23 protein-coding genes are annotated in these 24,306 nt (G+C 60.5%); 11 read left to right on the top strand and 12 right to left on the bottom strand.

The window, feature by feature from the left end; all coding sequences use genetic code 11:
* Positions 1–97: 97 nt before the first annotated feature.
* The 5 genes from sigM (at position 98) to D8W71_RS03665 (ending at position 4,431) form a co-directional block, all read left to right on the top strand.
* On the top strand, positions 98–691 hold the full coding sequence (gene sigM, locus D8W71_RS03685) for an RNA polymerase sigma factor SigM (RefSeq protein WP_121111095.1): 594 nt from the start codon (positions 98–100) through the stop codon (positions 689–691).
* A 56-nt stretch (positions 692–747) separates the two neighbouring features.
* Positions 748–1,545 carry a hypothetical protein gene (locus tag D8W71_RS03680; RefSeq protein ID WP_121111093.1) on the top strand — a complete coding sequence of 266 codons (798 nt, stop codon included), beginning with the start codon at positions 748–750 and terminating at the stop codon, positions 1,543–1,545.
* An 89-nt stretch (positions 1,546–1,634) separates the two neighbouring features.
* Entirely contained in the window at positions 1,635–2,624 is a 990-nt protein-coding gene (gene trxB, locus D8W71_RS03675) for a thioredoxin-disulfide reductase (protein WP_121111091.1), read from the top strand.
* A gap of 9 nt (positions 2,625–2,633) precedes the next feature.
* The gene (gene trxA / locus D8W71_RS03670) at positions 2,634–3,026 is read left to right on the top strand and encodes a thioredoxin (protein ID WP_268959858.1); all 393 of its coding nucleotides are present in this window, start codon (positions 2,634–2,636) and stop codon (positions 3,024–3,026) included.
* 208 nt (positions 3,027–3,234) lie between these two features.
* Positions 3,235–4,431 carry an N-acetylmuramoyl-L-alanine amidase gene (locus D8W71_RS03665; protein ID WP_121111087.1) on the top strand — a complete coding sequence of 399 codons (1,197 nt, stop codon included), beginning with the start codon at positions 3,235–3,237 and terminating at the stop codon, positions 4,429–4,431.
* A gap of 67 nt (positions 4,432–4,498) precedes the next feature.
* Here D8W71_RS03665 and D8W71_RS03660 read toward each other — a convergent pair whose 3' ends face one another.
* From D8W71_RS03660 to rpmH, 12 genes are all read right to left on the bottom strand, one after another.
* On the bottom strand, positions 4,499–5,185 hold the full coding sequence (locus D8W71_RS03660; RefSeq protein WP_121111085.1) for a GNAT family N-acetyltransferase: 687 nt from the start codon (positions 5,183–5,185) through the stop codon (positions 4,499–4,501).
* Positions 5,186–5,435: 250 nt separating this feature from the next.
* On the bottom strand, positions 5,436–6,473 hold the full coding sequence (locus D8W71_RS03655) for a ParB/RepB/Spo0J family partition protein (RefSeq protein WP_121111083.1): 1,038 nt from the start codon (positions 6,471–6,473) through the stop codon (positions 5,436–5,438).
* 5 nt (positions 6,474–6,478) lie between these two features.
* The gene (locus D8W71_RS03650; RefSeq protein ID WP_121111081.1) at positions 6,479–7,495 is read right to left on the bottom strand and encodes a ParA family protein; all 1,017 of its coding nucleotides are present in this window, start codon (positions 7,493–7,495) and stop codon (positions 6,479–6,481) included.
* A gap of 63 nt (positions 7,496–7,558) precedes the next feature.
* The gene (rsmG, locus tag D8W71_RS03645; protein WP_121118513.1) at positions 7,559–8,236 is read right to left on the bottom strand and encodes a 16S rRNA (guanine(527)-N(7))-methyltransferase RsmG; all 678 of its coding nucleotides are present in this window, start codon (positions 8,234–8,236) and stop codon (positions 7,559–7,561) included.
* A 2,177-nt stretch (positions 8,237–10,413) separates the two neighbouring features.
* Positions 10,414–11,376, bottom strand: coding sequence for an LLM class flavin-dependent oxidoreductase (locus D8W71_RS03635; RefSeq protein WP_121111077.1), 963 nt, complete (start codon positions 11,374–11,376; stop codon positions 10,414–10,416).
* A gap of 15 nt (positions 11,377–11,391) precedes the next feature.
* Positions 11,392–12,240 carry a T3SS effector HopA1 family protein gene (locus D8W71_RS03630; protein WP_153275302.1) on the bottom strand — a complete coding sequence of 283 codons (849 nt, stop codon included), beginning with the start codon at positions 12,238–12,240 and terminating at the stop codon, positions 11,392–11,394.
* 92 nt (positions 12,241–12,332) lie between these two features.
* Positions 12,333–13,337 carry a phosphotransferase gene (locus D8W71_RS03625; protein ID WP_236077896.1) on the bottom strand — a complete coding sequence of 335 codons (1,005 nt, stop codon included), beginning with the start codon at positions 13,335–13,337 and terminating at the stop codon, positions 12,333–12,335.
* Between the two features lie 477 nt (positions 13,338–13,814).
* Positions 13,815–14,459: a Jag family protein gene (locus D8W71_RS03620; RefSeq protein WP_121111071.1), complete on the bottom strand. Its 645-nt coding sequence runs from the start codon at positions 14,457–14,459 to the stop codon at positions 13,815–13,817.
* Positions 14,460–14,482: 23 nt separating this feature from the next.
* The gene (yidC, locus tag D8W71_RS03615; protein ID WP_121111069.1) at positions 14,483–15,571 is read right to left on the bottom strand and encodes a membrane protein insertase YidC; all 1,089 of its coding nucleotides are present in this window, start codon (positions 15,569–15,571) and stop codon (positions 14,483–14,485) included.
* 4 nt (positions 15,572–15,575) lie between these two features.
* A complete protein-coding gene (gene yidD, locus D8W71_RS03610) occupies positions 15,576–15,914 on the bottom strand; it encodes a membrane protein insertion efficiency factor YidD (RefSeq protein WP_121111067.1) in 339 nt (112 codons plus the stop codon).
* A complete protein-coding gene (gene rnpA, locus D8W71_RS03605; protein WP_121111065.1) occupies positions 15,915–16,307 on the bottom strand; it encodes a ribonuclease P protein component in 393 nt (130 codons plus the stop codon). It lies immediately after the preceding gene.
* Positions 16,308–16,338: 31 nt separating this feature from the next.
* Positions 16,339–16,482, bottom strand: coding sequence for a 50S ribosomal protein L34 (gene rpmH, locus D8W71_RS03600; protein WP_026347786.1), 144 nt, complete (start codon positions 16,480–16,482; stop codon positions 16,339–16,341).
* A 614-nt stretch (positions 16,483–17,096) separates the two neighbouring features.
* Between rpmH and dnaA the strand changes: the two genes are divergently transcribed.
* The 6 genes from dnaA (at position 17,097) to D8W71_RS03570 (ending at position 24,300) form a co-directional block, all read left to right on the top strand.
* Positions 17,097–18,629, top strand: coding sequence for a chromosomal replication initiator protein DnaA (gene dnaA / locus D8W71_RS03595; RefSeq protein ID WP_121118511.1), 1,533 nt, complete (start codon positions 17,097–17,099; stop codon positions 18,627–18,629).
* Between the two features lie 615 nt (positions 18,630–19,244).
* On the top strand, positions 19,245–20,429 hold the full coding sequence (gene dnaN / locus D8W71_RS03590; RefSeq protein ID WP_121111063.1) for a DNA polymerase III subunit beta: 1,185 nt from the start codon (positions 19,245–19,247) through the stop codon (positions 20,427–20,429).
* Positions 20,430–20,499: 70 nt separating this feature from the next.
* Positions 20,500–21,420 carry a phosphogluconate dehydrogenase (NAD(+)-dependent, decarboxylating) gene (gnd, locus tag D8W71_RS03585; RefSeq protein ID WP_121111061.1) on the top strand — a complete coding sequence of 307 codons (921 nt, stop codon included), beginning with the start codon at positions 20,500–20,502 and terminating at the stop codon, positions 21,418–21,420.
* A 3-nt stretch (positions 21,421–21,423) separates the two neighbouring features.
* On the top strand, positions 21,424–22,644 hold the full coding sequence (recF, locus tag D8W71_RS03580) for a DNA replication/repair protein RecF (RefSeq protein WP_121111059.1): 1,221 nt from the start codon (positions 21,424–21,426) through the stop codon (positions 22,642–22,644).
* Positions 22,641–23,216 (top strand): DUF721 family protein, encoded by a 576-nt coding sequence (locus tag D8W71_RS03575; protein WP_121111057.1) that lies wholly within the window; start codon positions 22,641–22,643, stop codon positions 23,214–23,216. Before recF ends, D8W71_RS03575 begins: the two co-directional genes overlap by 4 nt.
* Positions 23,217–23,382: 166 nt before the next feature.
* Entirely contained in the window at positions 23,383–24,300 is a 918-nt protein-coding gene (locus D8W71_RS03570) for a metal-dependent hydrolase (RefSeq protein ID WP_121111055.1), read from the top strand.
* Positions 24,301–24,306 lie beyond the last annotated feature (6 nt).

Genomic DNA, 24,306 nt, shown 5'->3' with positions numbered 1-24,306 from the left:
ACTGCAAATTGCTTGAAAATACGAACGTTACATACTCTGCGGTCTCGATGCTTTAGGCTCTCCAGCAATGCGGTAACACGGGGGGAGCCGTTTTCGTATGGGGACTGCTGGTGTAAACAATGGCGTGGGGGGAGTGCTCAATGCACGTTCCGATGTCGAACTTCTCGCTGCTCACGTAGCGGGTGATCCAACGGCGTTCACCATGCTCGTTCATCGTCATCACGAGCATTTGTGGATGACCGCTCGACGAACGAGCTACACGAACGAGGATGCGGCAGACGCGCTTCAAGAAGCCCTTCTGTCCGCACATCGCATGGCGGCCTCGTTTCGCGCCGATGCAGCGGTTCGAAGCTGGCTGCACAAGATCGTCGTCAATGCATGTCTCGACCGCATTCGCCGCAACCGCTCACGTCCGACGATTCCGCTTCCTGACGGCGATGCGCTCGAGCTGGCCGATGCGCGGGACCCGATGGCAACCGTCGAGACATCCATCGAGGTCCACTCTGCCCTGATGACACTCGCTCCCGAACAACGCGCAGCTGTGGTCGCCGTCGACATGGAGGGCTACTCGGTTGCCGATGCGGCGCGGCTTCTCGGTGTTCCAGCCGGGACGGTGAAGAGTCGCTGCGCACGCGGACGGCTCAAGTTGGCAGTCCTTCTGGAATATCTGCGCACGGATGGGAACCGATAGCCCGGCTGCTGCGTCCTACCATGTGTACGACGGATTGTGTAGGGAAGGAGACGTCGATGGCTTCGCACGGTACAGAGCCCGAGCAGCCGTACCCTTCACAGCCGTTCTCGATGGAATTGCTCGCCGACCTGCATGCGGGTGTACTGCGCGAGTCCGTGAGCGAGGAACTGTGGCCACGCGTCCGTCGGGATCCGGAGGCCGTCCGCGTCTTGGCGGCACTCGACGCGGTGACCGCGACACTCGCTGCCTCCGGCAACGAATTGGCCCGCGGCGAAGCCATGCCCCCTGCCGTAGCCGAACGAATCGATCGCGCACTCGCCGCGGCCGAGAACCCCGTCTCCAGCACCGCCGGACCTCTCGAACCGCCACGAGACCAGACGCCGGTGACGCCGATTGCATCACGGCGTCGCGTACCGCGAACTGTGATGGTTGTCGGGGCTGCAGCCGCCGTGGCGGTTGTTATCGGGATCACCACGGCCGTTGCGTTCGTGAGTTCTTCCAACGACGACGCAGGCTCCGAGACCGTCGCCCAGGCTCCCGGACTGGTGGTGGATCCGCCGGCATTGGTGATCGACTCGAACCGTCTGGATTCCTCACTGGCATACGACGTGATGGCCAATCGCGGCGCGAACGAACTGATCGATTCCGTCGCACTTCCAGATTGCCTGCAGGCCAACGGATTCGATCGCTTCTCGGTGGTCTTGGGAAGCGCAGCCGTCGAGTTGGACGGCCGCTCGGGCATCATGCTCGTCATCCCGCGCAACGGAGCGTCGTCCGGTTTGACGTTGTTGGCGGTCGAGCCCACCTGCGGTGTCGACAACCCAGGCACCCTCGTTCGCCGCGACGTCGATTGAGATTGCTCTGCGTGGCGGGTCGGCGGGAACAACAACCTTTACCCTGGTGTTGACACACACGTTGTTCAAGCATCTATCGGAAGGCCCGCATGACTACGCCCAAGGTTCACGACCTCATCATCGTCGGCTCTGGACCGGCCGGGTACACCGCTGGCGTCTACGCAGCCCGGGCTGAGCTCCAGCCCCTCCTGTTCGAGGGAACGCAATTCGGCGGCGCGTTGATGACCACCACCGAGGTGGAGAACTTCCCCGGCTTCCGCGAAGGAATCATGGGTCCGGACTTGATGGAACAAATGCGCGAGCAGGCCAAGCGCTTCGGAGCCGACATCCGCACCGAAGACGTCGAGGAACTTCAGCTCGACGGTGAAATCAAGACCGTATCTGCCGGAGGCGAGACGTACCGCGCGCGCGCCGTCATTTTGGCGATGGGCGCAGCAGCCCGGTACCTCGGCATCCCCGGCGAGGAGAAGCTACTCGGTCGTGGGGTAAGTGCGTGCGCCACGTGTGACGGATTCTTCTTCCGTGATCAGGACATCGCTGTCATCGGCGGCGGCGACTCTGCCATGGAGGAAGCAACGTTCCTCACTCGCTTCGCGCGCAGCGTTACCATCGTCCACCGACGTAGTGAGTTCCGCGCGTCACGCATCATGCTCGAACGCGCCAAGAACAACGAGAAGATCAATTTCCTGACCGACACCAAGGTGTTGGAAGTGCTGGGTGACTCCTCGGTGACGGGTGTGGCCATCGAAAACGCACTCACAGGTGAGAAAAGCACCCTCGCTGTGACCGGCATGTTCGTCGCCATCGGTCACGATCCACGCAACGAGCTCGTCAAGGGACAGGTCGCCCTCGACGACGCCGGTTACGTCACGGTTGCGTCTCCGACGTCGGCCACTTCGGTGGCGGGAGTCTTCGCGGCGGGCGACCTCGTCGACCACGTGTACCAGCAGGCGATCACTGCGGCAGGGACCGGCTGCACCGCATCGATCGACGCCGAGCGTTGGCTAGCTGAGCAGGGCGATATCACGACCAACACCCTCGAGCACGCCGACCAACCGGTCGATGCAGTGTCTGCCTGACACGACCGTTTGGGGCTCGACCGTTCCAACCCGAAAGTCACCACTTCTACTCACAGGGAGCTACACCAGATGTCCGACGACAAGAAGACCGTCACGATCACCGATGCATCGTTCGCGGACGACGTCCTCACCAGCGAGAAGCCTGTACTGGTTGACTTCTGGGCCACCTGGTGTGGTCCGTGCAAGATGGTGGCCCCTGTACTCGAGGAGATCGCAGCCGAACATGCCGACAAGCTGACCATCGCCAAGCTCGACATCGACGCCAATCCTCAGGCGGCTCGCGACTTCAAGGTCATGTCCATCCCAACGCTCATTCTGTTCCAGGGTGGCAAGCCCGTGAAGCAGATTGTCGGGGCCAAGGGCAAGGCCGCCCTGCTCAAGGACCTCGAATCCGTTTTGTGACGCAGCTGCAGTAGAACCGTTTCCGTGACGGAGGCGGCGTGGATTGCGATACCTCGGCCTCCTTCTGCGACAATCGTCTGATGTGCCGACGCAGGGTCGGCACATCGACGCTTGTGTTCGAGGACGCGCATCGTCGGGCGGGGAGTATGCCGCCCGGTCTGTTCGGCACCGACATGAAAACCGTTCATTCTGCGAGAGGTCACGAGGTATGCACCGACTCAGTCACGGCGATTCCGGTCCCGCCGTAGCGGAGGTACGGAGCACCCTGATCTCGCTGGGCTTCCTTCACGAGGAAAACAGCGGTGCGGGTGGGGTCGAAGACCCGCTTCACTGGAGCGCACCAGCATCGAATTTCGATTCTCTCCTGGACGGCGCGGTACGAGCCTTTCAGCAACACCGCGGCCTGCTGGTCGACGGCACCGTCGGACCCGCCACGTACCGTTCCCTCAAAGAGGCGTCATACCGCCTCGGGGCCCGCACCCTGATCTACCAGCTCTCCGCGCCGCTCTACGGCGACGATGTCGCCACTCTCCAGACTCGTCTCCAAGACCTCGGTTTTTACAGCGAACGAGTCGATGGCTACTTCGGACCGAAGACTCACGAAGGATTGTCCTCGTTCCAGCGGGAGATCGGATTGTCGCCCGACGGCATCTGCGGTCCCGCGACCCTGCGTTCGCTCGATCTGCTCGGTGCACGCGTCACCGGTGGTTCGCCGCACGCGATCAGCGAAGAAGAGCTTGTCCGGCAATCCGGCCCTCAGTTGACGGGTAAGCGCATTGTCATCGATCCCGACCTCGGTGGCCCTGACACTGGAATCATCGTCGACGGGCTGTACGGCAAAATTTCCGAGGCCGAAATTCTGTGGGACGTAGCAAGCCGCCTCGAGGGACGAATGGCGGCCACAGGGATGGAAACGTTCTTGTCGCGAGCACGGGGCACCAACCCCAGCGTCGCCGATCGTGCGGAGACGTCCAACGCTTTCAACGCCGACCTGATGATCTCGCTTCGCTGTGCGTCCAGTGCCAGTCCAGCTGCCAACGGCGTCGCGAGCTTCCACTTCGGCAACTCCCATGGCTCGGCGTCGCTCATCGGCCAAGTTCTCACCGGATACATCCAACGCGAAATTGTTGCTCGCACACCGCTATTGGACTGCCGCAGTCACGGACGAACCTGGGACCTGTTGCGGCTCACCAACATGCCGACCGTTCAGGTCGACCTCGGCTATCTGACGAGCGCGGCGGACGTCGCTGTACTCGGAGATCCTCGTTCACGCGACATCATTGCCGAGGCAATTCTCATCGCGGTCAAGCGGCTTTATCTCCTCGGGCAGGACGACCAGCCGACAGGCACTTTCACGTTCGCCGAACTACTGGCCGAGGAACTTGCCGCAGCAGATCGACGCTGAATCACTTAAGACACTGACTTACACGGCTTTGCACCGGTGTGTACACCGGACCGCCGAAGTGTCGCGGTCACCGAACGCCGACGGTGTCCTTGTGCTCGATATCGACCATGGTCAAACTTGCTGCGATGAGTAGTCGCTCCAATGCGGACTCCACGTCTTCTTTCCATCCGTGATCGCGATCCAGCTCGAGCCGCAGTCTCGGGTAGCGGTGATGTGGTGCAACTACCTCGAACCCTGCCTTCTCGAGAAAATCGGCATCGATCATGCAGGTGACGTCCGAGCAGGTGCGCGATGCGGTCGCGCGAGGACCGTCGACCTCATCGGAGTCGGTGCGCCGAATCCCGAAGGCTTCCAGGGCTCGAACGCCACGGTTGACGAGGTCGGCTACTACGGCCTGGATGAGAGAGGCAGAGTTGCTGTCGCGATCGACGTCGGACTCGATTCTCAATGTCGTGAGCAGAACTGCGTCGGCGCTGACGGGGGACGTCGGAAATGTCGTGGCACGTGGGACGGCACCGGGTGGGGCGTACAGCGCACACCCTGTCGTCGCACCCGCTGTCGTCAGCAGCTGTCCGCACGATCCCCACTCGAGCATAATCATCGACAACCACGCCTCGTTCTCCAACTCGAGGTCGAGTGCCTCACCGTCAGCCTTCTGGGTAGGAGAGTCGAGAACCCAGAACCGACACCGCCGGGTGTGGTTCGGCAGTCGATCGAAGGAGTCCAACGTGACCCCGGTGACGAGCGTCGACACTACTTACCTCAGCCTCCAAGCCCGGTGCATCTTCTGTCGCAAAATGGTCTCGTATGGGTACCGTTCGGCTTCAACCCACTCGACCAGAATAGGCGATGCTGACGGCTTCGGTCGCGTCGTGGGCAGTGCGAGCGAAATAGTCTGTCCTGCATCATTTTTCATGATATATCGCAACTTTCGAGTACCTGCGAACGGTACTATCGTCACAGTGACATAAGTACCGCTGGTATCTGTACCTGAAATATCGCGGTTACTTCTTCTTCTGATCTTCCATCATTTCCACAATGCGCTGAAGATCGTCGACCGACCCGAATTCGACAACGATCTTGCCTTTTTTCTTGCCGAGGCTCACGGTGACTCGTGTATCGAAGGAGTCGGAAAGGCGATCGGCGACATCTTGGAGTCCCGGCATCTGAATCGGCTTGCGCCTGGGGGACGGATTCGGAGTGACATCGTCGTTTCGATTTGCGAGAGTAACCGCCTCTTCGGTCGCCCGTACCGACAGTCCCTCCGCGACGATCCGGGTCGCCAGTGCTTCTTGAGCATCCGAACCAGCGTCCAAAGACAGCAGTGCACGCGCATGCCCGGCGGACAAAACGCCCGCCGCAACGCGTCGCTGAACTGCGATCGGAAGCTTCAAAAGGCGAATCATGTTGGTCACGACGGGCCTGGACCGACCGATCTTCGCCGCCAGCTCCTCGTGGGTCACGTCGAATTCTTCGAGGAGTTGTTGATATGCAGCCGCTTCTTCGAGGGGGTTCAACTGCACGCGATGGATGTTCTCGAGGAGCGCGTCGCGCAGCATCGCGTCGTCGGCTGTCTCGCGGACAATGGCCGGAATGGAGTCGAGTCCGGCTTCCTGGCTGGCTCGCCACCGTCGCTCACCCATCACGAGTTCGTACTTGCCGCCCTCGATCGAGCGCACAACGATCGGTTGCATCAACCCGAATTCACGGATCGAGTGGACCAATTCCGCGAGCGATTCCTCGTCGAACACGCTTCGAGGCTGCTTCGGGTTGGGCTGAATCAGCCCCGGTGCTATCTCCCGATACACCGCTCCGGCGGGTGCCAGGTCCTCTTTCGAACTGCGAACCGGGGGAGTCGGGGTGGGGGCAGACACCACTTTTTCGGCCGCAGTCGATCCCGGTCGAGTCTCCCGGGTAGCGGAACTGTCGTTTCCGATCACCACGTCTGCTGCTGCACTACCCAACCGAGGTCCGGCCTCCGGACCGGTCGGGATCAGCGCGGCCAACCCACGGCCCAAGCCGCCCTTACGTGTCTGACTCATCTTTTCTACTGCTCCTGCTGTGTGGTCGAGGACGCGAATTCTGAACGCGCTGCGAGTTCCCTACCTGCATCCAGATAGCTCATCGCGCCTCGCGAGCCGGGATCGTAGTCGAGCACCGTCATGCCGTAACCCGGAGCTTCCGACACCTTCACGCTGCGGGGAATGACGGCTCGGAGAACCGCATCGCCGAAGTGTTTGCGGACCTCCTCCGCAACCTGATCGGCCAACTTGGTTCGACCGTCGTACATCGTGAGGATGACCGTCGACACATGGAGGGCGGGGTTGAGGTGAGCCTGGACAAGTTCGATGTTGCGGAGGAGCTGACCGACTCCCTCCAAGGCGTAGTACTCACACTGAATGGGAATGAGCACTTCGCTCGCCGCAACCAATGCGTTGACGGTGAGCAGTCCGAGCGACGGTGGGCAATCGATGAGAACGAAGTCGGCGTCGATATCGTCCAAGTTGGTCAGCGCAGTCTTGAGCCGTCCTTCGCGCGCAACCATCGACACGAGCTCGATCTCCGCACCGGCCAGGTCGATCGTGGCTGGAATGCAGAAGAGCCGTTCACTGTGCGGACTCTGTTGGATCGCCTCTTTGGCGCTCACCTCGCCGATGAGGACCTCGTAACTCGAGGGCACACCCGAGTGGTGCTCGACGCCCAATGCCGTGCTGGCGTTGCCCTGAGGGTCGAGATCGACCACCAGTACGGTCAAGCCCTGGATCGCCAAGGCGGCCGCGAGATTGACCGCTGTCGTCGTCTTGCCGACACCGCCTTTCTGATTGGCGATCGTCAGCGTCCGCCGCCGTACCGGCTTGGGCAACGTGACGCTGCCCGGATGAAGCACCTGACTTGCTCGCTGCGCGGCGGCCCCGATCGGGGTGTCGTCGGACGAAATGCTGCTGTATGCGCCGAAGCCAGATCCACCCGTCTCGTCCGATGTAGAACCCTTTCGTGCTTTCGACGCACTCGCGGTCGCGGACTCTGTTTCACGTGAAACAGTTGGATCGGATCCACCCGACATACATGCTCCTTAATACGGAACCGGATTGAAGTAGAAGAAATTTAAGGGAGAAGCCGTGGGGAGTTACGAGCGAGCGAAGCGGCGAGGCACTCTCTCGGCGCGAACCACGATTGTCGGTGTCGGCACTACATCCACGCCGCACCTCACAACCTCTAGCTTGCCAGCACCCATACGAGTAAGGGAAGCCCGATCGCGTTCGATCTCCTCTTCTGCACTACTTCCCTTCAACGCCAGCATCCGCCCGCGTTCGTGAATGAGCGGGAGCGACCATTTCGCAAGCTTTTCGAGCGGTGCGACGGCTCTCGACGTGACAACATCAGCGCCGCCGGCCTCCTTCTTCACACCGGGTTGCTCGGCACGACCACGAACGACCAGAACATCGAGATCGTGCGCTTCGATGAATTCTGCGAGATAGACCGTTCGACGAAGAAGTGGCTCGACAAGCGTGACGTGAAGATCCGGTCGCGCAATCGCAAGCGGGATCCCGGGGAGCCCCGCACCACTCCCGATGTCTACGACCCGCTCGCCTTCATCGATTAGCTCGCCGATCACTGCGCAGTTCAAAAGGTGTCGCTCCCAGAGTCGGGGGACTTCCCTCGGACCGATCAGTCCGCGCTCGACGCCATCCGTAGCGAGAGACTCATGATATTTCTTGGCCAGATCAAGACGCGGACCGAACACGCGCTCAGCAATTGCCATCAATTGATCGTTGTCCAACGCCTCTGGTTCCACACTGTTCATCTTCCCGCCTCGCGGGGCACTTCGCCAAACCAATGACATGTTCTCGGCGAATATCACGCGTGCATTGGTCGATCCCGGGCACGGGCGTCAGTTTCACGTGAAACATCGTGCGGTGTTCCTTGATGCAACGCCGCACCATCACCGAATCCGGACACGCGGGGGATGAAACGAGCCGACCCCGACTTACCGTGACGGACTTCGAACGCAAAACCCACGGACTTCCGACTCGCACATCTCCAACTATGTTCCACGTGAAACATCGCGTCTCCAAGGTCGCCTGGACTCGCGCACGCAACCCCGTCGCGGAGTCCGGACCCGGGCCAGGCAAAAATGCTGTTGTGGTCGTGTCCGCCCCTCGACCGAGACACGTCCACTGCGCGTCAGGGTGTCCACCCGCAATATTGCTACCCCGACGCCGCAACGTACTGACGCCGGCCGACGAGAATATTGGCCGATCACACCCCTTCATGTTCTCGACAATTGAGTGGGAGGTGCGACGTCACCAGACTGGGTCGGTCCGTCGATTCCACCGGAATACTCGGGGTCGCCCTACAACCGCTGGCGCCCAATCCGTGCTCGCCAGACAGAAGACACCTCTCGAGCGCGTGTGGATCACCGTTGAATGTCACAGTCTGAACAGCCTTACATGGGCGTCGGATGATCAGACTGTCCGAACACGGCAGGACAGTGATTCCCATGCAATGGCGTGGGGTGGCCACCCACCGCACTGGTCGGTCGCGATCGCGGTCCGAAGTGTGCCGACGTCGAACCGTCCGGATGTCCTGCCGAGAAGAGGATCCCGTGGACCGCCGGTTGCGACTTTGGCGCGTCGTGTCCTACACGAATCAACTCTCGGGTCAGATCGACTGACGATTGCTGCAAGATGAGCAAGAGTAGGTAGTTCGGTTCGATCAGCTATCCCGTGCGGCGATATTTGATCAGCTGATGCCGGCGGTGGTCTGCGACCATGGGTCTACGCAGACAGTCTCCGACGATGTTTCACGTGAAACCGCGACTAGAGTATTCGGCAGAATGGAGTCCCTGCAGAACTGCGTTGCAACAGCCCGACAGCGTTCCAGCGAGTCGAGAGAAACACCGTCGGCCTGGAGTGAACAGGAACAGTTGTGCGCAATCAGCCGTTCGACTGGACTACTCATTGGCAGGGGGAGGGGGAACGGCGCCTACTGCCCGTCAGCTATCGCTGACGGTGAGAGGTCCCCCAAGTACACAATCCGACGTTTGCGTGGACAGCCTGGCGCGGCGACGCCAGTCGGATACATCACGACGGCTTGACCATCAAGATGTTTCACGTGAAACAGATCGCACGCACCCGATGTAGCCACCAGCCGCAGTAAAGAAAGGCGTCGACAATGATATCGACGTCGTGAACTTTGTTCCCAAACCGATGGGCTGCGCGCCTCCCCGGTGCCCTGACGCGACCTGCTGACAGCGGCCAGCGGTCGTACCCGTCACCCGAACTGTTGGCCCCGCAACTGTCACAGTGACGTTTCTTCCTGATGTCATTGCCTGCGGGTATAACGACCGACTTCCAACTTACAAGAATGTCATTTCCCACCGCTTCAATGGAACGTCGACAGAACCAACCTGCTGACACGAACCGGAGGGGATTCCAACTCGCGATCACGACCCGAGGACCGGACCCGGGGACCGGCTCGACACCGATACTTTCGCTACCGACGCGGTCAATCTTCGCCAGCGCATCGCGGACGATCTTCGGCTCGAACGGTGTCAGCGATATCCAGTCTTCCCGCGCTCGACGCCCGAGTGCCGCCCGACACTGCGTCCATCGGAGCGATCATCGATACCTTCGGACGCGCACCTGGCTTGGACTTCGATACGAGCTTGACTCGGAGCTTCGGCGCACATCGTTTGGCCCGCCACTCCAGCCTCGAACGTACAGAAGTTATGGACACACTCTGCCGGCGAGAGCACCCAACGCCAATGCAGGTCCGTCGGGTCGCTATCCGGGAACCTAGCGCGAACACCAATCCCAGTGTCATGAGTACGGCCAGCAAACTCATCCACAACGTGGATCTACTTCCAGTCCCAATGTCTTACAGCACGCGTAATGCGTTGCCGTCCGTTGTTTCACGTGAAACCAGCCCACTCCGTTGTTTCACGTGAAACCAGCCCGCTCCGGTGTTTCACGTGAAACCTCAGCTTCCGGGAGTGACTCTGTCGGCCGCGGCTACGATGTCAGCGAGGTCTTCGATCGCAGCACTCGCCCCATACAACAGCGAGACGCCAGTGACGTTCACGATGACCTCATCCACACCGCACTCGCTGTATGACAACAATTCCTCGGCGATCCGGTCTGCCGTGTCGAATACGAAGACGCGCTTCTCCATCAACTCCCGAGCCCCCGACGCCGGATCCGATGCGTCGACATCCAAACCCGCGCGCCGAAGCATCTCGGTGTAGTGATGTGTTTCCAAGTGTTTGCCAGCCCCGGTATGTGCGAGCAACGTTCCACTGCGTCCCGGGCGATCGACCGCGCACTGAACGTAGGCGACTGTCCTCGGATGCGTGCCATCGGAGCGGGTGGAGGCAGGATTCAAAACATCACGGATGTAGTTCTTCGGAGCGAGCCACGACACCTGAAATTCGGCGCTCGGCGCTCCAACACGTGCCATACCTTCACGCAGCACCCCGATGCCGATTTCTACACGGGGGTGTTCCGCGGGAGGTAATACACCGCCAACGATCTCACCTTCCAGATCATCCCTGACGTGGACGCCGGAAAGCAGATCGCGAACGATACGAACGTAGGTCGACATATACGTCGCCGGCTTGGAAAACGGCCGCCCGCGCACAGACGAAACGAAAGCTGGATCAGCCGACCCGTATGCGATCGAGACATTGTTACCAGTTGCGATCGCGACCGATCGGGCCTGCATTGCAGCGTCGTACGGCGAACGCAGAACGGCAAGAGCGGTACCAATTCCAACGGGAACCGCCCACGGCGTTCGTCCCAGAGCCGCAAGAGTCGAGTGAGAATCGATTACGAAGGATTGGCCCATCCATAACCGGCTCAAGCTTGTAGTCGAAACCACTTCAGCAAACGGATCGATAGCGCCTATTTCCCGGGGCTGCTCCGGATACAGCGCCGAAATCTGCATGTGTGTGCTCTCTTCCTACGCCTGCGAGTTTCTGCTGAAATCCGCGAGGTCCACTCCCGACACACTTGCGCTCTGCTCCAACGCCGTGGTCAACGAGATTCCCTCGGACCGATGGCGAGCAAACGCACGAGCCACGACCGTCGAACGATGTTGGCCAAAACTCTCCTTGACACCGCGTTGGTGACCTCTCAGAGGTTCCTGCGCCGTACCAACTCCGTGTCCGTGATCAGCGACGAACAGCGAGGTCGACTTCTCGAACTCGTTCGTAGTCCGCTGCCGTCTGACGTCGAGCACTGCCTCCAGGATCTCGGACCCTCGCTGCTGTGCGTAAACCACGAGCGCGTCGGATCGGGGGTAACGAACCCGGCGCGAGAGCAGTTTTGTCCGGAACGGAATTCCGAGCTCGATCAACCTCTCGATGCATACCGCCCATTCGCTTACTGCCGTCTCGGGGTCGGACTGCGCTATGTAAATCCGTTCGATCGGAGCATCGTCGCTCGTCGCTCGATGACTTGCCAGTCGATGGTCGTACAACAGGAACCCGGGCGATAGATTCGGCCGCCACGACGTGGTTCGAAGATATGTTGTCCCGTCGACCTCGAAAAGTGCCTCTTCCGTCGGACTCGCGGAGACAGAGACCCGTCCTATCGACAGCGCTCCTGTAGAGATGGAATCGACTGCGACATCGGTCAATCCATCGACAACGCGACCTCGAACAAACCGTTCGAACTCGTAGTCCTGCAGAACTCCGTCCAGGGTCTTGGTGTCGTCTGTGTTTCCTGCGTGAGCCGCCCTGTAGATCCGGTCCGACAATTCTTGCTCGGTCTGATCTTCGATGCCCCCGACATTTCGATCCGCTGTCACCAATTGAGTTCCATCGACACGCAAGCGCTGCGCAACGTGCTCCACCGAAGGTACGCATACCTGTTGCTTCCCGGGCCCCGCCGCCACCGCCGTCATCGGACGTTTCCGAACAGTTCGGAAGCAGATTCAGGATCGATCAGTGCCTGCCTTCCGATCCCCGCCAGAGCCTTGTCGATCGCGGAAAGTTGAGCAGCCAACATCGACCTCGCGATCGTGCGACCGATGATGAACCAACCGACACATCGTCCGAGGTCGACGCGGTCCACCCGGTAGCCTCCTGACTCTTCGTATGCCGTGAGGAATTGCTTAGCATCCGGAGCTGCTGTCCTCAGGGCATCGACCATCGTGCCGACTATCTCTTCGTGGGCACCAAGGACCGAATCATGTTCCGTATCGATTGACGACACCGCGCGGAGCACAGCCTCGTGCAGAATTGAACCGACGAAGGAACCGAGGTCCAACCCCGGCCATCCATAGCGGTACTCTTCGAAATCCACGATCCAGAGGCGGCCCTCGGAGAACACCACCTGATCGAGCCTCAGATCCGCATGGATCGGCGAACGCGTCTTCTCGCGGGAAATTGCCAACCTGAAATTGTCAACGGCATTCACCAAAGATGTGTCGTGATGGAATAGGCGCCAGCACTCGAGTTCCCCCGCGCTTGCGTCGATCCACCTGCTCAGAGAGATGGACCCGAAGCTGGTCAAGCGTTCGTTTCGTACGTCTTCCACCGACATCGAGGGTTCGGCCGGAGCTGTGTGTACTCGGGCAATCAGCCTGCCTGCCCCGGCGAGAAGCAATTCTCTTTGTAGGCCGTCGGATTCAGCGTCCGCGAGCATGGTGCCCAGCGTGCCCGGATCTTTCAGAAGTTCGAAGTCGACTCTCGAATCGTCGCGATACGTGATCGAGGGTGATACGCGGTGTTCTGACGCAGACTGCGCCTCGTCGAATGCCACCGTACGAGCAATCCGTTTTTCGGCGCCGACACCCTCGAACACCTTCACAAAGGCGTCTGTTGTGGAGTAAGTGGTGTTGCGGCCTGCAAATCGTGTGCGGAACTTCGTGGATAGCGGAGCTGTGTCGTCTTCCACATTCACAGTGGTCAAGAATCCAAACCCCCTGGGTATTGGCCTTCGGACGCGCAAACTTCGGGCACGTCGACCGCCATGCGGTCGACGTGCCCTCGGTATCTCAGTGAAGTGAGAAGGTCGTGATGCTAATCGAGTTGCTGAACTGGGAGTCGCTGATGATGCTCCGTCCCACCATCGAGGCACCGAGCCCCGATCGTGCGTCATTCATGACGTCTGCTGGCGTGGTGTACGCCGTGTATCCGTTCGCGAGTGAATCCATAGTCAGATTCTCCTGTCGTCTCATCGGACCTCGGCCTAACCGACCGAGTGGTATCGATGCTAGGACACCTCGAAGACCATGTTCAACAGCAAAGTGATCGCAGTCACTTTGGACTCGCGCAGTGACGACTTCCGTTCGCACCTGTAAGACCGACGCCGCAAACTCCGCCGTAATTCCTTACAGGACAACCGATTTCGCGACGCTGTGGCTCACTAACCCAGTGGTTACGGGGTCTTGACCACGACCACACGCCGAGACGGCTCCACACCGGTACTTTCGCTGTCGACACCATCGATCTTCGCGACGGCATCGTGAACGATCTTCCGCTCGAACGGTGTCATCGGAGTCAACTCCTCACGCTCACCACCCTCGAGAACGCGACGCGCGGCCTCGATTCCGAGAGTGCTCAATTCGCTACGCCGGTTGGCACGCCATCCAGCGACGTCCAACATCAACTTGCTGCGCTCACCAGTCGACTGCTGCACCGCCAGTCGCGTCAACTCCTGCAACGCATCGAGGACCTCACCCTTGCGTCCGACCAGTTTCGCCAGATCCGACCCACCGTCGATGCTGACTACAGCCCGATCGCCTTCGACATCCAGGTCGATATCGCCGTCGAAATCCAGGACATCGAGGAGTTGCTCCAGATAGTCACCGGCGATTTCGCCTTCTTCGACGAGATAGTCTTCCGAATCCTCGTCGTCGTCCTCGAGTTCTTCGGCGTCAGCAGTATCGGGTTCCGCGACTGTCGACTCGATATCCTTCAACGCTTCGTCCGACTTGTCGGTCTCGACTGCCACGACTTCACTCGCTCCATCCCCAGCGCTCACTGCGTTGTCCGTGTTGGTTACTTCAGTTTCTGCAGACATTTTCGGTCCTCAATATCCGGGCGTCAGCGACGCTTGCGCTTCGGCTTACTTCGATTGGCCTGCGACCGCGGCTTCGGGGAGCCGTTCGAACCTGAGGCTCCGGTGATACCGGTGGTGTCGGCGCTCGAGGCATCGCCCGCCGCTGCATCCGTCGGAGTCATCTTCGACAGCTTCGGACGAGCACCCGGCTTGGGCTTCGATACGGGCTTGACTCCGGGCTTCGGCGCATTCTCGGTTCGCTTCTCGAGCGTCACCTGCTTCTTTGCTGCCTCTTCTTTGTCGATCTTGCCGAAGACGAGGTGCTGCTGGCCGTAGGTCCATGCGTTGTTGCTGACCCAGTACAGAAGGATGGCGATCGGCAAGAAGGCGCCGAATGCGAGGACACCGAGCGGGAACACGTACAGGGCGAGCTTGTTCATGATCGCCGACTGCGGATTCGCGGCCGCCGCTTCACTCTGACGTGCAACCGACGCGCGCGAGTTCATGTGCGTGGCAATCGCTGCAATTACCATCAGCGGCACCGCTACGAGGACGATCGTCAACGTCGATGGCACGCCGAGCCCAAGCTCTGGGTTGGCGTACGCCGCCAACTGATCCTGCGCACTCGTTATCTGGGCGGAAATCGGTGCACCGAACAGACGTGCGTCGAGGAAAGAGTTTACGTCTTCTACCGAAAAGGCGTAGTTGGGCAGAGAGCGTGTTTCCTCGGCACTGAGGCCAAGCTGTCCGTATGCCGTGCCGGTCCGGTTGAACGAACGAAGCACGTGGAACAGACCGATGAACACGGGAGCCTGAGCAAGCACGGGTAGGCAGCCCATGATCGGGTTGAAGCCGTGTTCCTTCTGCAGTTTCTGCATCTCGACGGCCATACGTTGCTTGTCTTTGCCGTACTTCTTCTGCAGCGCCTTGATCTGCGGTTGCAGTTCCTGCATCTGCCGCGTGGTGCGCACCTGCTTGACGAAGGGCTTGTACAGAATCAGACGCAGGGTGAACACGAGGAACACCACGGAAAGTGCCCATGCAAATCCGTTGTCGGCACCGAGCACGGCGCCGAACACCTTGTGCCACACCCAGAGAATCCAGGAGACCGGATAGTAAATGAAATCGAGCACGGCTCTATGTACCCCTCTGTTCGTCCACTCTTACGAACGAGTGGATGTCTTCGGTCGAAGTCTGGTCGGCATCGGCGTGGGTTCGGTGACGCCACGAACCACGCTCGGGCACCGGGTCCCACCCACCAGAGTGCCAGGGTGCGCACTTGAGTAACCGTGCAACGGCGAGCAAGGAACCTTTGATCGCGCCGTGGGTCTTCAACGCATCGACCGCATACTCACTGCAGGTGGGGGAGAACCTGCAGGTCGGCAGTCTGAGCGGAGACACGTACGTTCGATACAACTCGATACAGAAAACCAGAGTTCGAACCGGAATCGAACGCAGTACGCGAAGGAACTTCATTTAAGGTGCATCTTTCGACGCCGTCGAGCCGGGGGAGTGCACAAAGCCCAGTTTCTTGAGTCCGGATCCAACCTGACGAAGCAGATCCTGGGAAGAAAGTTCGGCCGCGCCAGGCAACGCCCTGATCACGACATCGGTGTTGCTCGGCACTTCGGGGAGCAACTGGCTGCAAATATGCCGAAGCCGGCGCGCAACTCGATGACGAGTTACCGCCGGCCCGACAGCTTTGCTCACGATCAATCCGAATCTCGGTTCGCCGATGGAAAAGACAGCGCTCGAGTCGTCACGCGCGAACGCATGTACGACCAAGTCTTGTCTACCCATTCGACGGCCTCGACGCACGGCACGCGAGAAATCCGCGCTGCGGTGCAGTCTGTGCGGCTCAGGTAACACCCCGAGCTCCGTAACTCAGAAGAACAACGATTTAGGCGGTGAGTTCCTTGCGGCCCTTGCCGCGACGTGCAGAAACGATTGCACGACCTGCACGCGTACGCATCCGGAGACGGAAGCCGTGAACGCGCGCACGGCGTCGGTTGTTCGGCTGGAACGTCCGCTTGCCCTTGGCCACGGTCAACACTCCTCGAAATTTGTAGACGCCCATCTTGGCGCCTACTGATGGCAGTACCGAATTCGGTTGAACTCGAGTTACATCCCAGAGCGAGAATCCCGAAAGAACACAGACTGTAAGCAGCCAGCAAGCATCGGCCACCTCGCCTCGGGTGACTGTTCGAGAGTACTGATCGACCAACGATGGGTCAAACTCGTCTCCGCGCCTCGATCAAGACTACATCGATGTCATTCATCCACAAGGCTGGGGACGAGGCCATGTTGATAACTACTTTCGACCGAACATTTCGATCCATTCACAGGGTGCGGTCGTAGCTCGAGAATTGAGATTCTCACAACGCCGCAGGTAGAACCCCTTATGAACGGCTAGATGTTCGTAAAACGAAGGTTTTGGGTCACACGGATGTCGTTCATCCACACCTGTGGATAATTGTGTGGAAAGACGCGCCAGGTGGCATATTCGTACCGGGCGCATGCGCACCGATCCGGTATGGCTCCCCCGACGCTCGTCGACGGGGACGTTAGTCGAACCGTGCGCGGTACACGTGTACTTCGGCAACACCGATTTCGCGTACGTCCACTTATCTTGCTTTGTAAGTCCGAATGGGAGGCACCGTGAACGACGATCCGGGTGCGCTGGCGCGCGTCTGGCCAGAGGTTGTCACGGAGTTGACGTCCGACAGGCACAGCGGGCAACCGCTGACCAAGGGGCAGAAGGCCTGGCTCGCTTTGGTCGAGCCCCTCACCCTGACGCAAGGCTTCGCACTTCTCGCTGTTCCGTCGTCTTTTGCTCAGGAAGCAATCGAACGCGATCTCCGCGAACCGATCCTTCATGCACTTGGACGTCACCTCGGCCAAGGCGTCGAGGGTCTCGGCGTCCGGATTTCGGCACCCGAGGACGACAAGATCGAGCCCGAGCGTCCAGCTCATCCGGAGCCGCAGAGTTCGCCGACGTATCGACGACGCTTCCTCACCAGCACCGACGACGATCCCTCCGATTCCGAGACTGCGGACTACGAGGAGGTGGACGACGAACGAGAGGCCCTCGCCAGCGTCCAGAACTCGTGGCCCACCTACTTCACCAAGCCGCCCGAATCATCGAGTTCGACGCCGGGGGCGGGCAGCCTCAATGCCAAGTACACGTTCGACACGTTCGTCATCGGAGCCTCGAACCGTTTCGCGCATGCCGCAGCCGTGGCCATCGCCGAAGCCCCCGCGAGGGCGTACAACCCGCTCTTCGTGTGGGGAGCGTCGGGACTCGGCAAGACACACCTGCTTCATGCAGCCGGTCACTACGCTCAACGACTGTTCCCCGGTATGCGCGTGAAGTACGTCTCGACCGAGGAATTCACCAACGACTTCATCAACAGTCTTCGTGACGACCGTAAGGTCGCGTTCAAGCGTCGCTACCGAGAAACCGACGTACTTCTGGTGGACGACATCCAGTTCATCGAGGGCAAAGAAGGAATCCAGGAAGAGTTCTTCCACACCTTCAACACCCTGCACAACGCCAACAAACAGATCGTGGTCTCGTCCGATCGGCCACCGAAACAGTTGGCGACGCTCGAGGAGCGCCTGCGTACGAGGTTCGAGTGGGGTCTGATCACCGACGTCCAGCCGCCGGAGCTCGAAACGCGTATCGCGATTCTGAGCAAGAAGGCGAGGATGGACCGACTCGACGTTCCGCACGACGTGCTCGAGCTGATCGCGTCGCGCATCGAACGAAATATTCGTGAACTCGAAGGTGCGCTCATTCGTGTCACCGCATTCGCCTCGTTGAACGGCCAGGCACTCGACCTGACGCTCGCCGAGGTCGTCCTACGCGATTTGATGCCGGATTCGACGAGCCTCGAGATCAATGCGGCGACGATCATGGCCGTCACCGCCGAGTACTTCAACACATCCATCGAGGACCTGCGCGGTCCTGGCAAGGCTCGTGCGCTCGCCATGGCTAGGCAGATTGCCATGTATCTGTGCCGCGAGTTGACAGACCTCTCGCTGCCGAAGATCGGTCAGACGTTCGGTCGCGATCACACCACTGTGATGTACGCGGACAAGAAGATTCGCAAAGAGATGACCGAACGGCGCAAGGTTTACGACCAGGTCCAGGAACTCACTGCTCGGATCAAACAGCGCTCGAAGAGATAAAGCGAAGATCTACGACGTCGTCAGAGGGCGGGCCGCTCGTGCGGCCCGCCCTCTGACGCTCTTTCGAGCCCATCTGCTTTCGCGCCCCGACTTGCTTCGTGCTCTCGAACCCCGACGAAATTAGGCCGATCTCGGACCAATTTCTGTACTTCTCTCCATTGATTCACACCTGTGGATAACCATGTGGATAGATGCGCACATCTGGGGATGAATTGTGAGCGCCTGTGCACGGAGTGTCATTGGTCCACAGGCCGCCCCATCTTTGCCGCCGATTGGTGCAGAGTTCATCCCCACGACACCACGCCTGACGACCTGGGCAGAATCACACGCGTACACAGATTCCACAGGACCTATTAATACTGAGAATTTCTCCTTGAAGAAATCTCTTTGAAAACAGGTGTTGGGGAAGGATCGCTTCACAGCCCTCTCCGCACAGCGCTGAACCGACGTGTGAACGGAGACGTTCGGCTTTCAAGTTGGTCGTCGAGGGCATACGGTGTGCATCTGCCGGTTGTGTCAGACTCTTCGATGCACCGGTAACCGAGCGCACACGGCGCTCACCGAAGACCACCACTTCGAGATCGACCGCTGCCGAACGAGAGGAAAGACCGAGCGATGGAGCTTGGAAGTCTGAAGTTTCGCGTTGCTCGCGAAGATTTCTCCGATTCCGTTGCCTGGGTTGCTCGAAGCCTGCCCTCGAGGCCTCCAGTGCCGGTTCTCGGTGGTGTTCTTCTCGCAGCCGACGAAAACGGTCTGACAGTCTCGGGCTTCGACTACGAGGTTTCGGCTCAGGTCAAAGTTTCGGCCGAGGTCGCGACGCCGGGCCGAGTCCTCGTGTCGGGCAAGTTGCTCGCCGACATCACCAAATCGTTGCCGAACAAGCCCGTCGACGTCGGTGTCGACGGCACCCGGGTGCTCATCACGTGTGGTAGCGCAAAATTCTCGCTTCCGACGATGCCGGTCGAGGACTATCCCCAGCTTCCCGAACTGCCGACACAAACGGGTTCCGTCGCCGTGGATGTGTTCTCCGAGGCCATCGCCCAGGTCGCAGTTGCCGCAGGCAAGGACGACACGCTTCCGATGCTGACCGGGATCCGGGTCGAGATTCACGGGACGACCGTCGTGTTGGCAGCAACCGACCGCTTCCGTCTGGCAGTGCGTGAGCTTGAGTGGATGCCGGTGGGCGGGGAAACCAAGACCGAGGTTCTCATTCCGGCTCGAACCTTGTCGGAATCGGCAAAGACGTTGACCGGCAATGCCAATTCGCCCGTGGAACTTGCCCTCGGATCGGGCTCGTCCGTCGGTGCGGACGGTCTTCTGGGCATCATCAGCGGTGGCCGACGGACGACAACACGTCTGCTCGACGCCGACTTCCCCAAGTTTCGTCAGCTGCTCCCTCCCGAGCACACGGCCGTCGCCGTCGTCGAGATCGCTCCGCTCGTCGAAGCGATCAAGCGCGTGGCACTCGTTGCCGAGCGTGGTGCCCAGGTTCGGCTCGAGTTCTCCTCCGAAGGGGTTCTGCTCTCCGCCGGCGGCGACGACGCAGGTCGAGCCGAGGAAGCACTGATGGCCGACTTCCAGGGCGAGGCACTGACCATCGCTTTCAACCCGGGCTACCTCATCGACGGACTGTCGTCGTTGCACAGCGAGAAGGTCACATTCGGATTCACGACGCCCAGTAGGCCTGCGGTTCTGCGTCCGACGACGGATGATGAATTGGTACCCGACGCTTCGGGGAAGTTCGCGGCACCGCAGAGTGCGTACACGTATCTGCTGATGCCGGTTCGACTCCCGGGCTGATCGGGTACGTACCGTGGGAGTGATCGCTTCACCCTCACCATCGGCGGCACACTAGAGAAGGACACTCCGCATGCAGCTGGGACTGGTCGGACTCGGAAAAATGGGCTTCAACATGCGTGAGCGTCTACGCGCTCACGGCCACGAAGTCATCGGATACGACCCGAGGCCGGAAGTGACGGACACACCGTCGCTCGAGGGCCTGGCGCAGGCGTTGGCCGCGCCGCGCGTCGTATGGGTCATGGTGCCGTCGGGTGATATCACTCGCAGCACCATCACCGGTCTCGCCGATGCCCTCGAGAAGGGCGACCTCGTGATCGACGGTGGCAACTCGAGGTTCACCGACGACGGCCCCAACGCAGCTCTTCTCGCAGAAAAGGGCATCGGATACATCGATGCAGGCGTGTCCGGTGGGGTCTGGGGCCTCGAGAACGGCTACGGACTGATGGTCGGTGGATCCGCTGCCGACGTCGAGCGCGCGCTTCCGATCTTCGATGCTCTGCGGCCCGAGGGCGAGCGCGCCAACGGATTCGTCCATGCGGGGCCGGTCGGTGCAGGCCACTACTCCAAGATGGTGCACAACGGGATCGAATACGGACTGATGCAGGCGTACGCCGAAGGTTACGAGCTGCTCGAGGCCGAAGACCTCGTCGAGGACACACACGGTGTTCTGCGGGCGTGGAGCAAGGGAACCGTCGTCAGATCGTGGTTGCTCGATCTGCTCGTGCAAGCCTTGGCGCAGGATCCAGAATTCCGTGAAATCTCCGGGTACACAGAGGATTCCGGCGAGGGACGATGGACAGTGGAAGAGGCGATCAGGCACGCGGTGCCGGCCCCCGTGATCTCCGCGGCACTGTTCGCACGGTTCGCGTCCAGGCAAGACGATTCTCCCGCAATGAAGGCAGTGTCCGCCCTGCGGAATCAGTTCGGCGGGCACGCGGTCAAACGCGCGACTACCGAAGAGACGCTTCGCGCACCTGACCCCAAGAAATAGATCTTGTTCGTTCGCTCCTTCACCCTGCGTGATTTTCGCTCGTGGGACGACGTCACCATCGATCTGACTCCGGGGTCGATGGTGTTCGTCGGACCGAACGGACATGGCAAGACCAATCTGATCGAGTCCCTGGGATACCTGTCGACACTCTCTTCGCATCGAGTGTCCTCGGATGCACCGATGATCAGGGCAGGAGCCGATCGTGCGTTCGCCAGTGCGTCGGTGGTCAATCTCGGTCGCGAACTCACCATCGACATCGAGCTGCTCGAGGGAAAAGCCAACAAGGCGAGGATGAATCGCTCCCCGGTGCGACGACCGCGGGAGATCCTCGGCGTGCTGCACAGCGTTCTCTTCGCACCGGAGGATCTGTCGTTGGTACGCGGTGATCCGGGAGATCGTAGGCGCTACCTCGATGAACTACTGACTACGCGCCGGCCTCGAATGGCTTCGGTACGAGCCGATTACGACAAAGTGCTGCGTCAGCGATCGGCGCTTCTGAAGACAGCGGGTGGCGCGCTGCGCCGAGGGTCGCGCTCGAGCGACGGCGCGAGCGCTCTTGCGACACTCGACGTCTGGGATGGTCACCTCGCCGCGCACGGCGCTCATGTGCTTGCTTCTCGCATTGGACTTGTGCACGAACTGCTTCCGTTCATTGCCGACTCCTATGCATCCATCGCGCCCGAGTCACGGCCGGCTGCGGTGAGATACCGCAGCAGTTTGGGAGAAGCGCTGCCGCCCGAATTCGCAGACCCCGGCCGTGCTCCCGAGGCGGACGACGTGGAAGTACTCGAAGCGGCGTTTCTGCATCAACTCAACGAGATGAGACAGCGCGAAATCGAGCGCGGAGTGTGTCTGGTCGGTCCGCACCGGGACGACCTCGAATTGGTTCTCGGCGATCAGCCGGCGAAAGGCTTTGCAAGCCATGGTGAATCGTGGTCGTTCGCGCTGTCGCTGCGACTTGCCGCGTTTGCACTACTACGCGCCGAAGGAACGGATCCCGTCCTCATGCTCGACGATGTGTTCGCCGAGCTCGACCGTAAGAGGCGAAGCGCTCTGGCCGCGGTGGCAGCCGACGCAGAACAGGTCTTGATCACCGCCGCTGTCGCCGAGGACGTTCCGCCCGAACTGGACGCTCGACGTTGGGGAGTTCAAGCTGTACAACATGATTCAGCGAGAATCTCGACCATCTCGGCAGTGGATCGTGTAGAGGGGGCGGAACTGTGAACGAGAGCGGCGGCGGAACTCACGACAAATCTGTCGACCCTGGGCAGGAGCCGGAGCTGAAGGGTATCGATCTTGCTCGACGCGCGCTCGAAGACGCACGGGCCGCAGCCAAGGCCAGCGGAAAGTCGGTGGGTCAGGGAAGATCGTCGCCGTCGGGCGGGGTCAGGGCGCTGCGTGGGCGACGAAAACGCGGATGGTCGGGTCCAGGCCCGGACGATCGTGATCCTCAGACTCTTGGATCGCTCGCCGGATCCATCGCACAGAAGCGGGGTTGGTCGGACAAAGTAGCCGAGGGCACCGTCCTCGGACGGTGGCCGACGGTGGTGGGCGAGGACATCGCGTCGCATGCGCTACCGATGAAGCTGGAGGACGGCATACTGAGTGTGACCGCCGAGTCGACGGCCTGGGCGACTCAACTTCGATTGATGCAGGCTCAGATCCTGGCCAAGATCGCGGCTGCGGTGGGCCACGGCGTCGTGACGTCGTTGAAGATCCACGGTCCGACGACGAAGAGTTGGCGCAAGGGCGATCGTCACATCAAGGGTCGCGGTCCTCGGGATACCTACGGGTAGAGGTGGCCGAGGGCAGTGAATCGTCACAATAGCCAAGGTCACACGTGTGTGCCAGAGTGATCTTGGTTGCTCATGTGTGCCCTCGTTGCGTAGCGTTTCCGTGATCGATAACAAACGGCGAGTCGGGACCGGTGTTTGTGACAGCTCGAAACTACGAAGGGATCGTGTGTCTTCACCCGAGGATTCGAACACAACCGTCAAGCCCGGCAGTGCCGGGGAGGCGGAGGACCGAGTCGTGCTCCAAGCACGAAACGTGTCCTTCGACTGGACGAAGTTGCCGCTGCACTATGTCGATGATGACCCGCTGGCCACGCACCTGATCAATGTGATGCACCTGCTCCTGCCCGAGGGAGAGGAATGGTTCGTACGCACCTTCAAGGAAGCGCTGCCTCTCATTCACGACGAACAACTCCGTGACGACGTCATCGGGTTCATCGGGCAGGAGGCCATGCACGCGACTGCCCATACACAAGTGCTCGATTCGTTGACCGCACACGGCATGGACGTCGAGCCCTACGTCGAGCAGATGCAGTTCCTGTTCGGACGAGCCCTCGGCAACCGCAGTGGCCACAGCAGAAACAGCCTTGTCGAGCGTGTCGCATTGATCGCAGCGGTCGAGCATCTGACGGCGTTTCTCGGTGACTGGGTGCTGAATGCGCGCGAACTCGATGCAGTGGAATTCGACCCGACGATGTTGGATCTGCTGCGCTGGCACGGTGCCGAAGAAGTCGAGCATCGGTCCGTCGCGTTCGAGGTCATGCAATATTTCGATGTTCGTCCCGCTCGCCGGCTCCGAACGTACGTTGCGATTGCACCCACGCTCGTGTGGTTCTGGGCTCGTGGAGTCCGGTTCCTGATGGACCAGGATCCGACGCTGGCACATCTGCCACCGAAGAAGCGTCGGCCGTCTGTTCGTGATTATCGACGTGTAGCGAGGCGCGGGCTGTTTCCGGGGCCGATGTCGATCTGGAAAGCATCACTTCGGTACTTCAAGAGCGGCTACCACCCTTCGCAGGAAGGGTCGACCGAACAGGCCGTCGAGTACCTGGCGACGTCGCCTGCAGCCCGCGCCGCAGCTCGGTGAGGGCGG

Origin of the sequence: Rhodococcus sp. P1Y, from assembly GCF_003641205.1 — a bacterium.
Lineage (GTDB): Bacteria > Actinomycetota > Actinomycetes > Mycobacteriales > Mycobacteriaceae > Rhodococcoides.
Note: the sequence above shows the minus strand (reverse complement) of the source record. Positions and strands in the feature narration are given on the sequence as shown.

Bases quoted from the DNA above. Each gene is read 5' to 3' on its own strand.
- sigM (WP_121111095.1), top strand. From the start codon at position 98: ATGGGGACTGCTGGTGTAAACAATGGCGTGGGGGGAGTGCTCAATGCA.
- D8W71_RS03680 (WP_121111093.1), top strand. From the start codon at position 748: ATGGCTTCGCACGGTACAGAGCCCGAGCAGCCGTACCCTTCACAGCCG.
- trxB (WP_121111091.1), top strand. From the start codon at position 1,635: ATGACTACGCCCAAGGTTCACGACCTCATCATCGTCGGCTCTGGACCG.
- D8W71_RS03665 (WP_121111087.1), top strand. From the start codon at position 3,235: ATGCACCGACTCAGTCACGGCGATTCCGGTCCCGCCGTAGCGGAGGTA.
- D8W71_RS03655 (WP_121111083.1), bottom strand. From the start codon at position 6,473: ATGAGTCAGACACGTAAGGGCGGCTTGGGCCGTGGGTTGGCCGCGCTG.
- D8W71_RS03650 (WP_121111081.1), bottom strand. From the start codon at position 7,495: ATGTCGGGTGGATCCGATCCAACTGTTTCACGTGAAACAGAGTCCGCG.
- rsmG (WP_121118513.1), bottom strand. From the start codon at position 8,236: ATGAACAGTGTGGAACCAGAGGCGTTGGACAACGATCAATTGATGGCA.
- D8W71_RS03635 (WP_121111077.1), bottom strand. From the start codon at position 11,376: ATGCAGATTTCGGCGCTGTATCCGGAGCAGCCCCGGGAAATAGGCGCT.
- D8W71_RS03620 (WP_121111071.1), bottom strand. From the start codon at position 14,459: ATGTCTGCAGAAACTGAAGTAACCAACACGGACAACGCAGTGAGCGCT.
- yidD (WP_121111067.1), bottom strand. From the start codon at position 15,914: ATGAAGTTCCTTCGCGTACTGCGTTCGATTCCGGTTCGAACTCTGGTT.
- dnaN (WP_121111063.1), top strand. From the start codon at position 19,245: ATGGAGCTTGGAAGTCTGAAGTTTCGCGTTGCTCGCGAAGATTTCTCC.
- gnd (WP_121111061.1), top strand. From the start codon at position 20,500: ATGCAGCTGGGACTGGTCGGACTCGGAAAAATGGGCTTCAACATGCGT.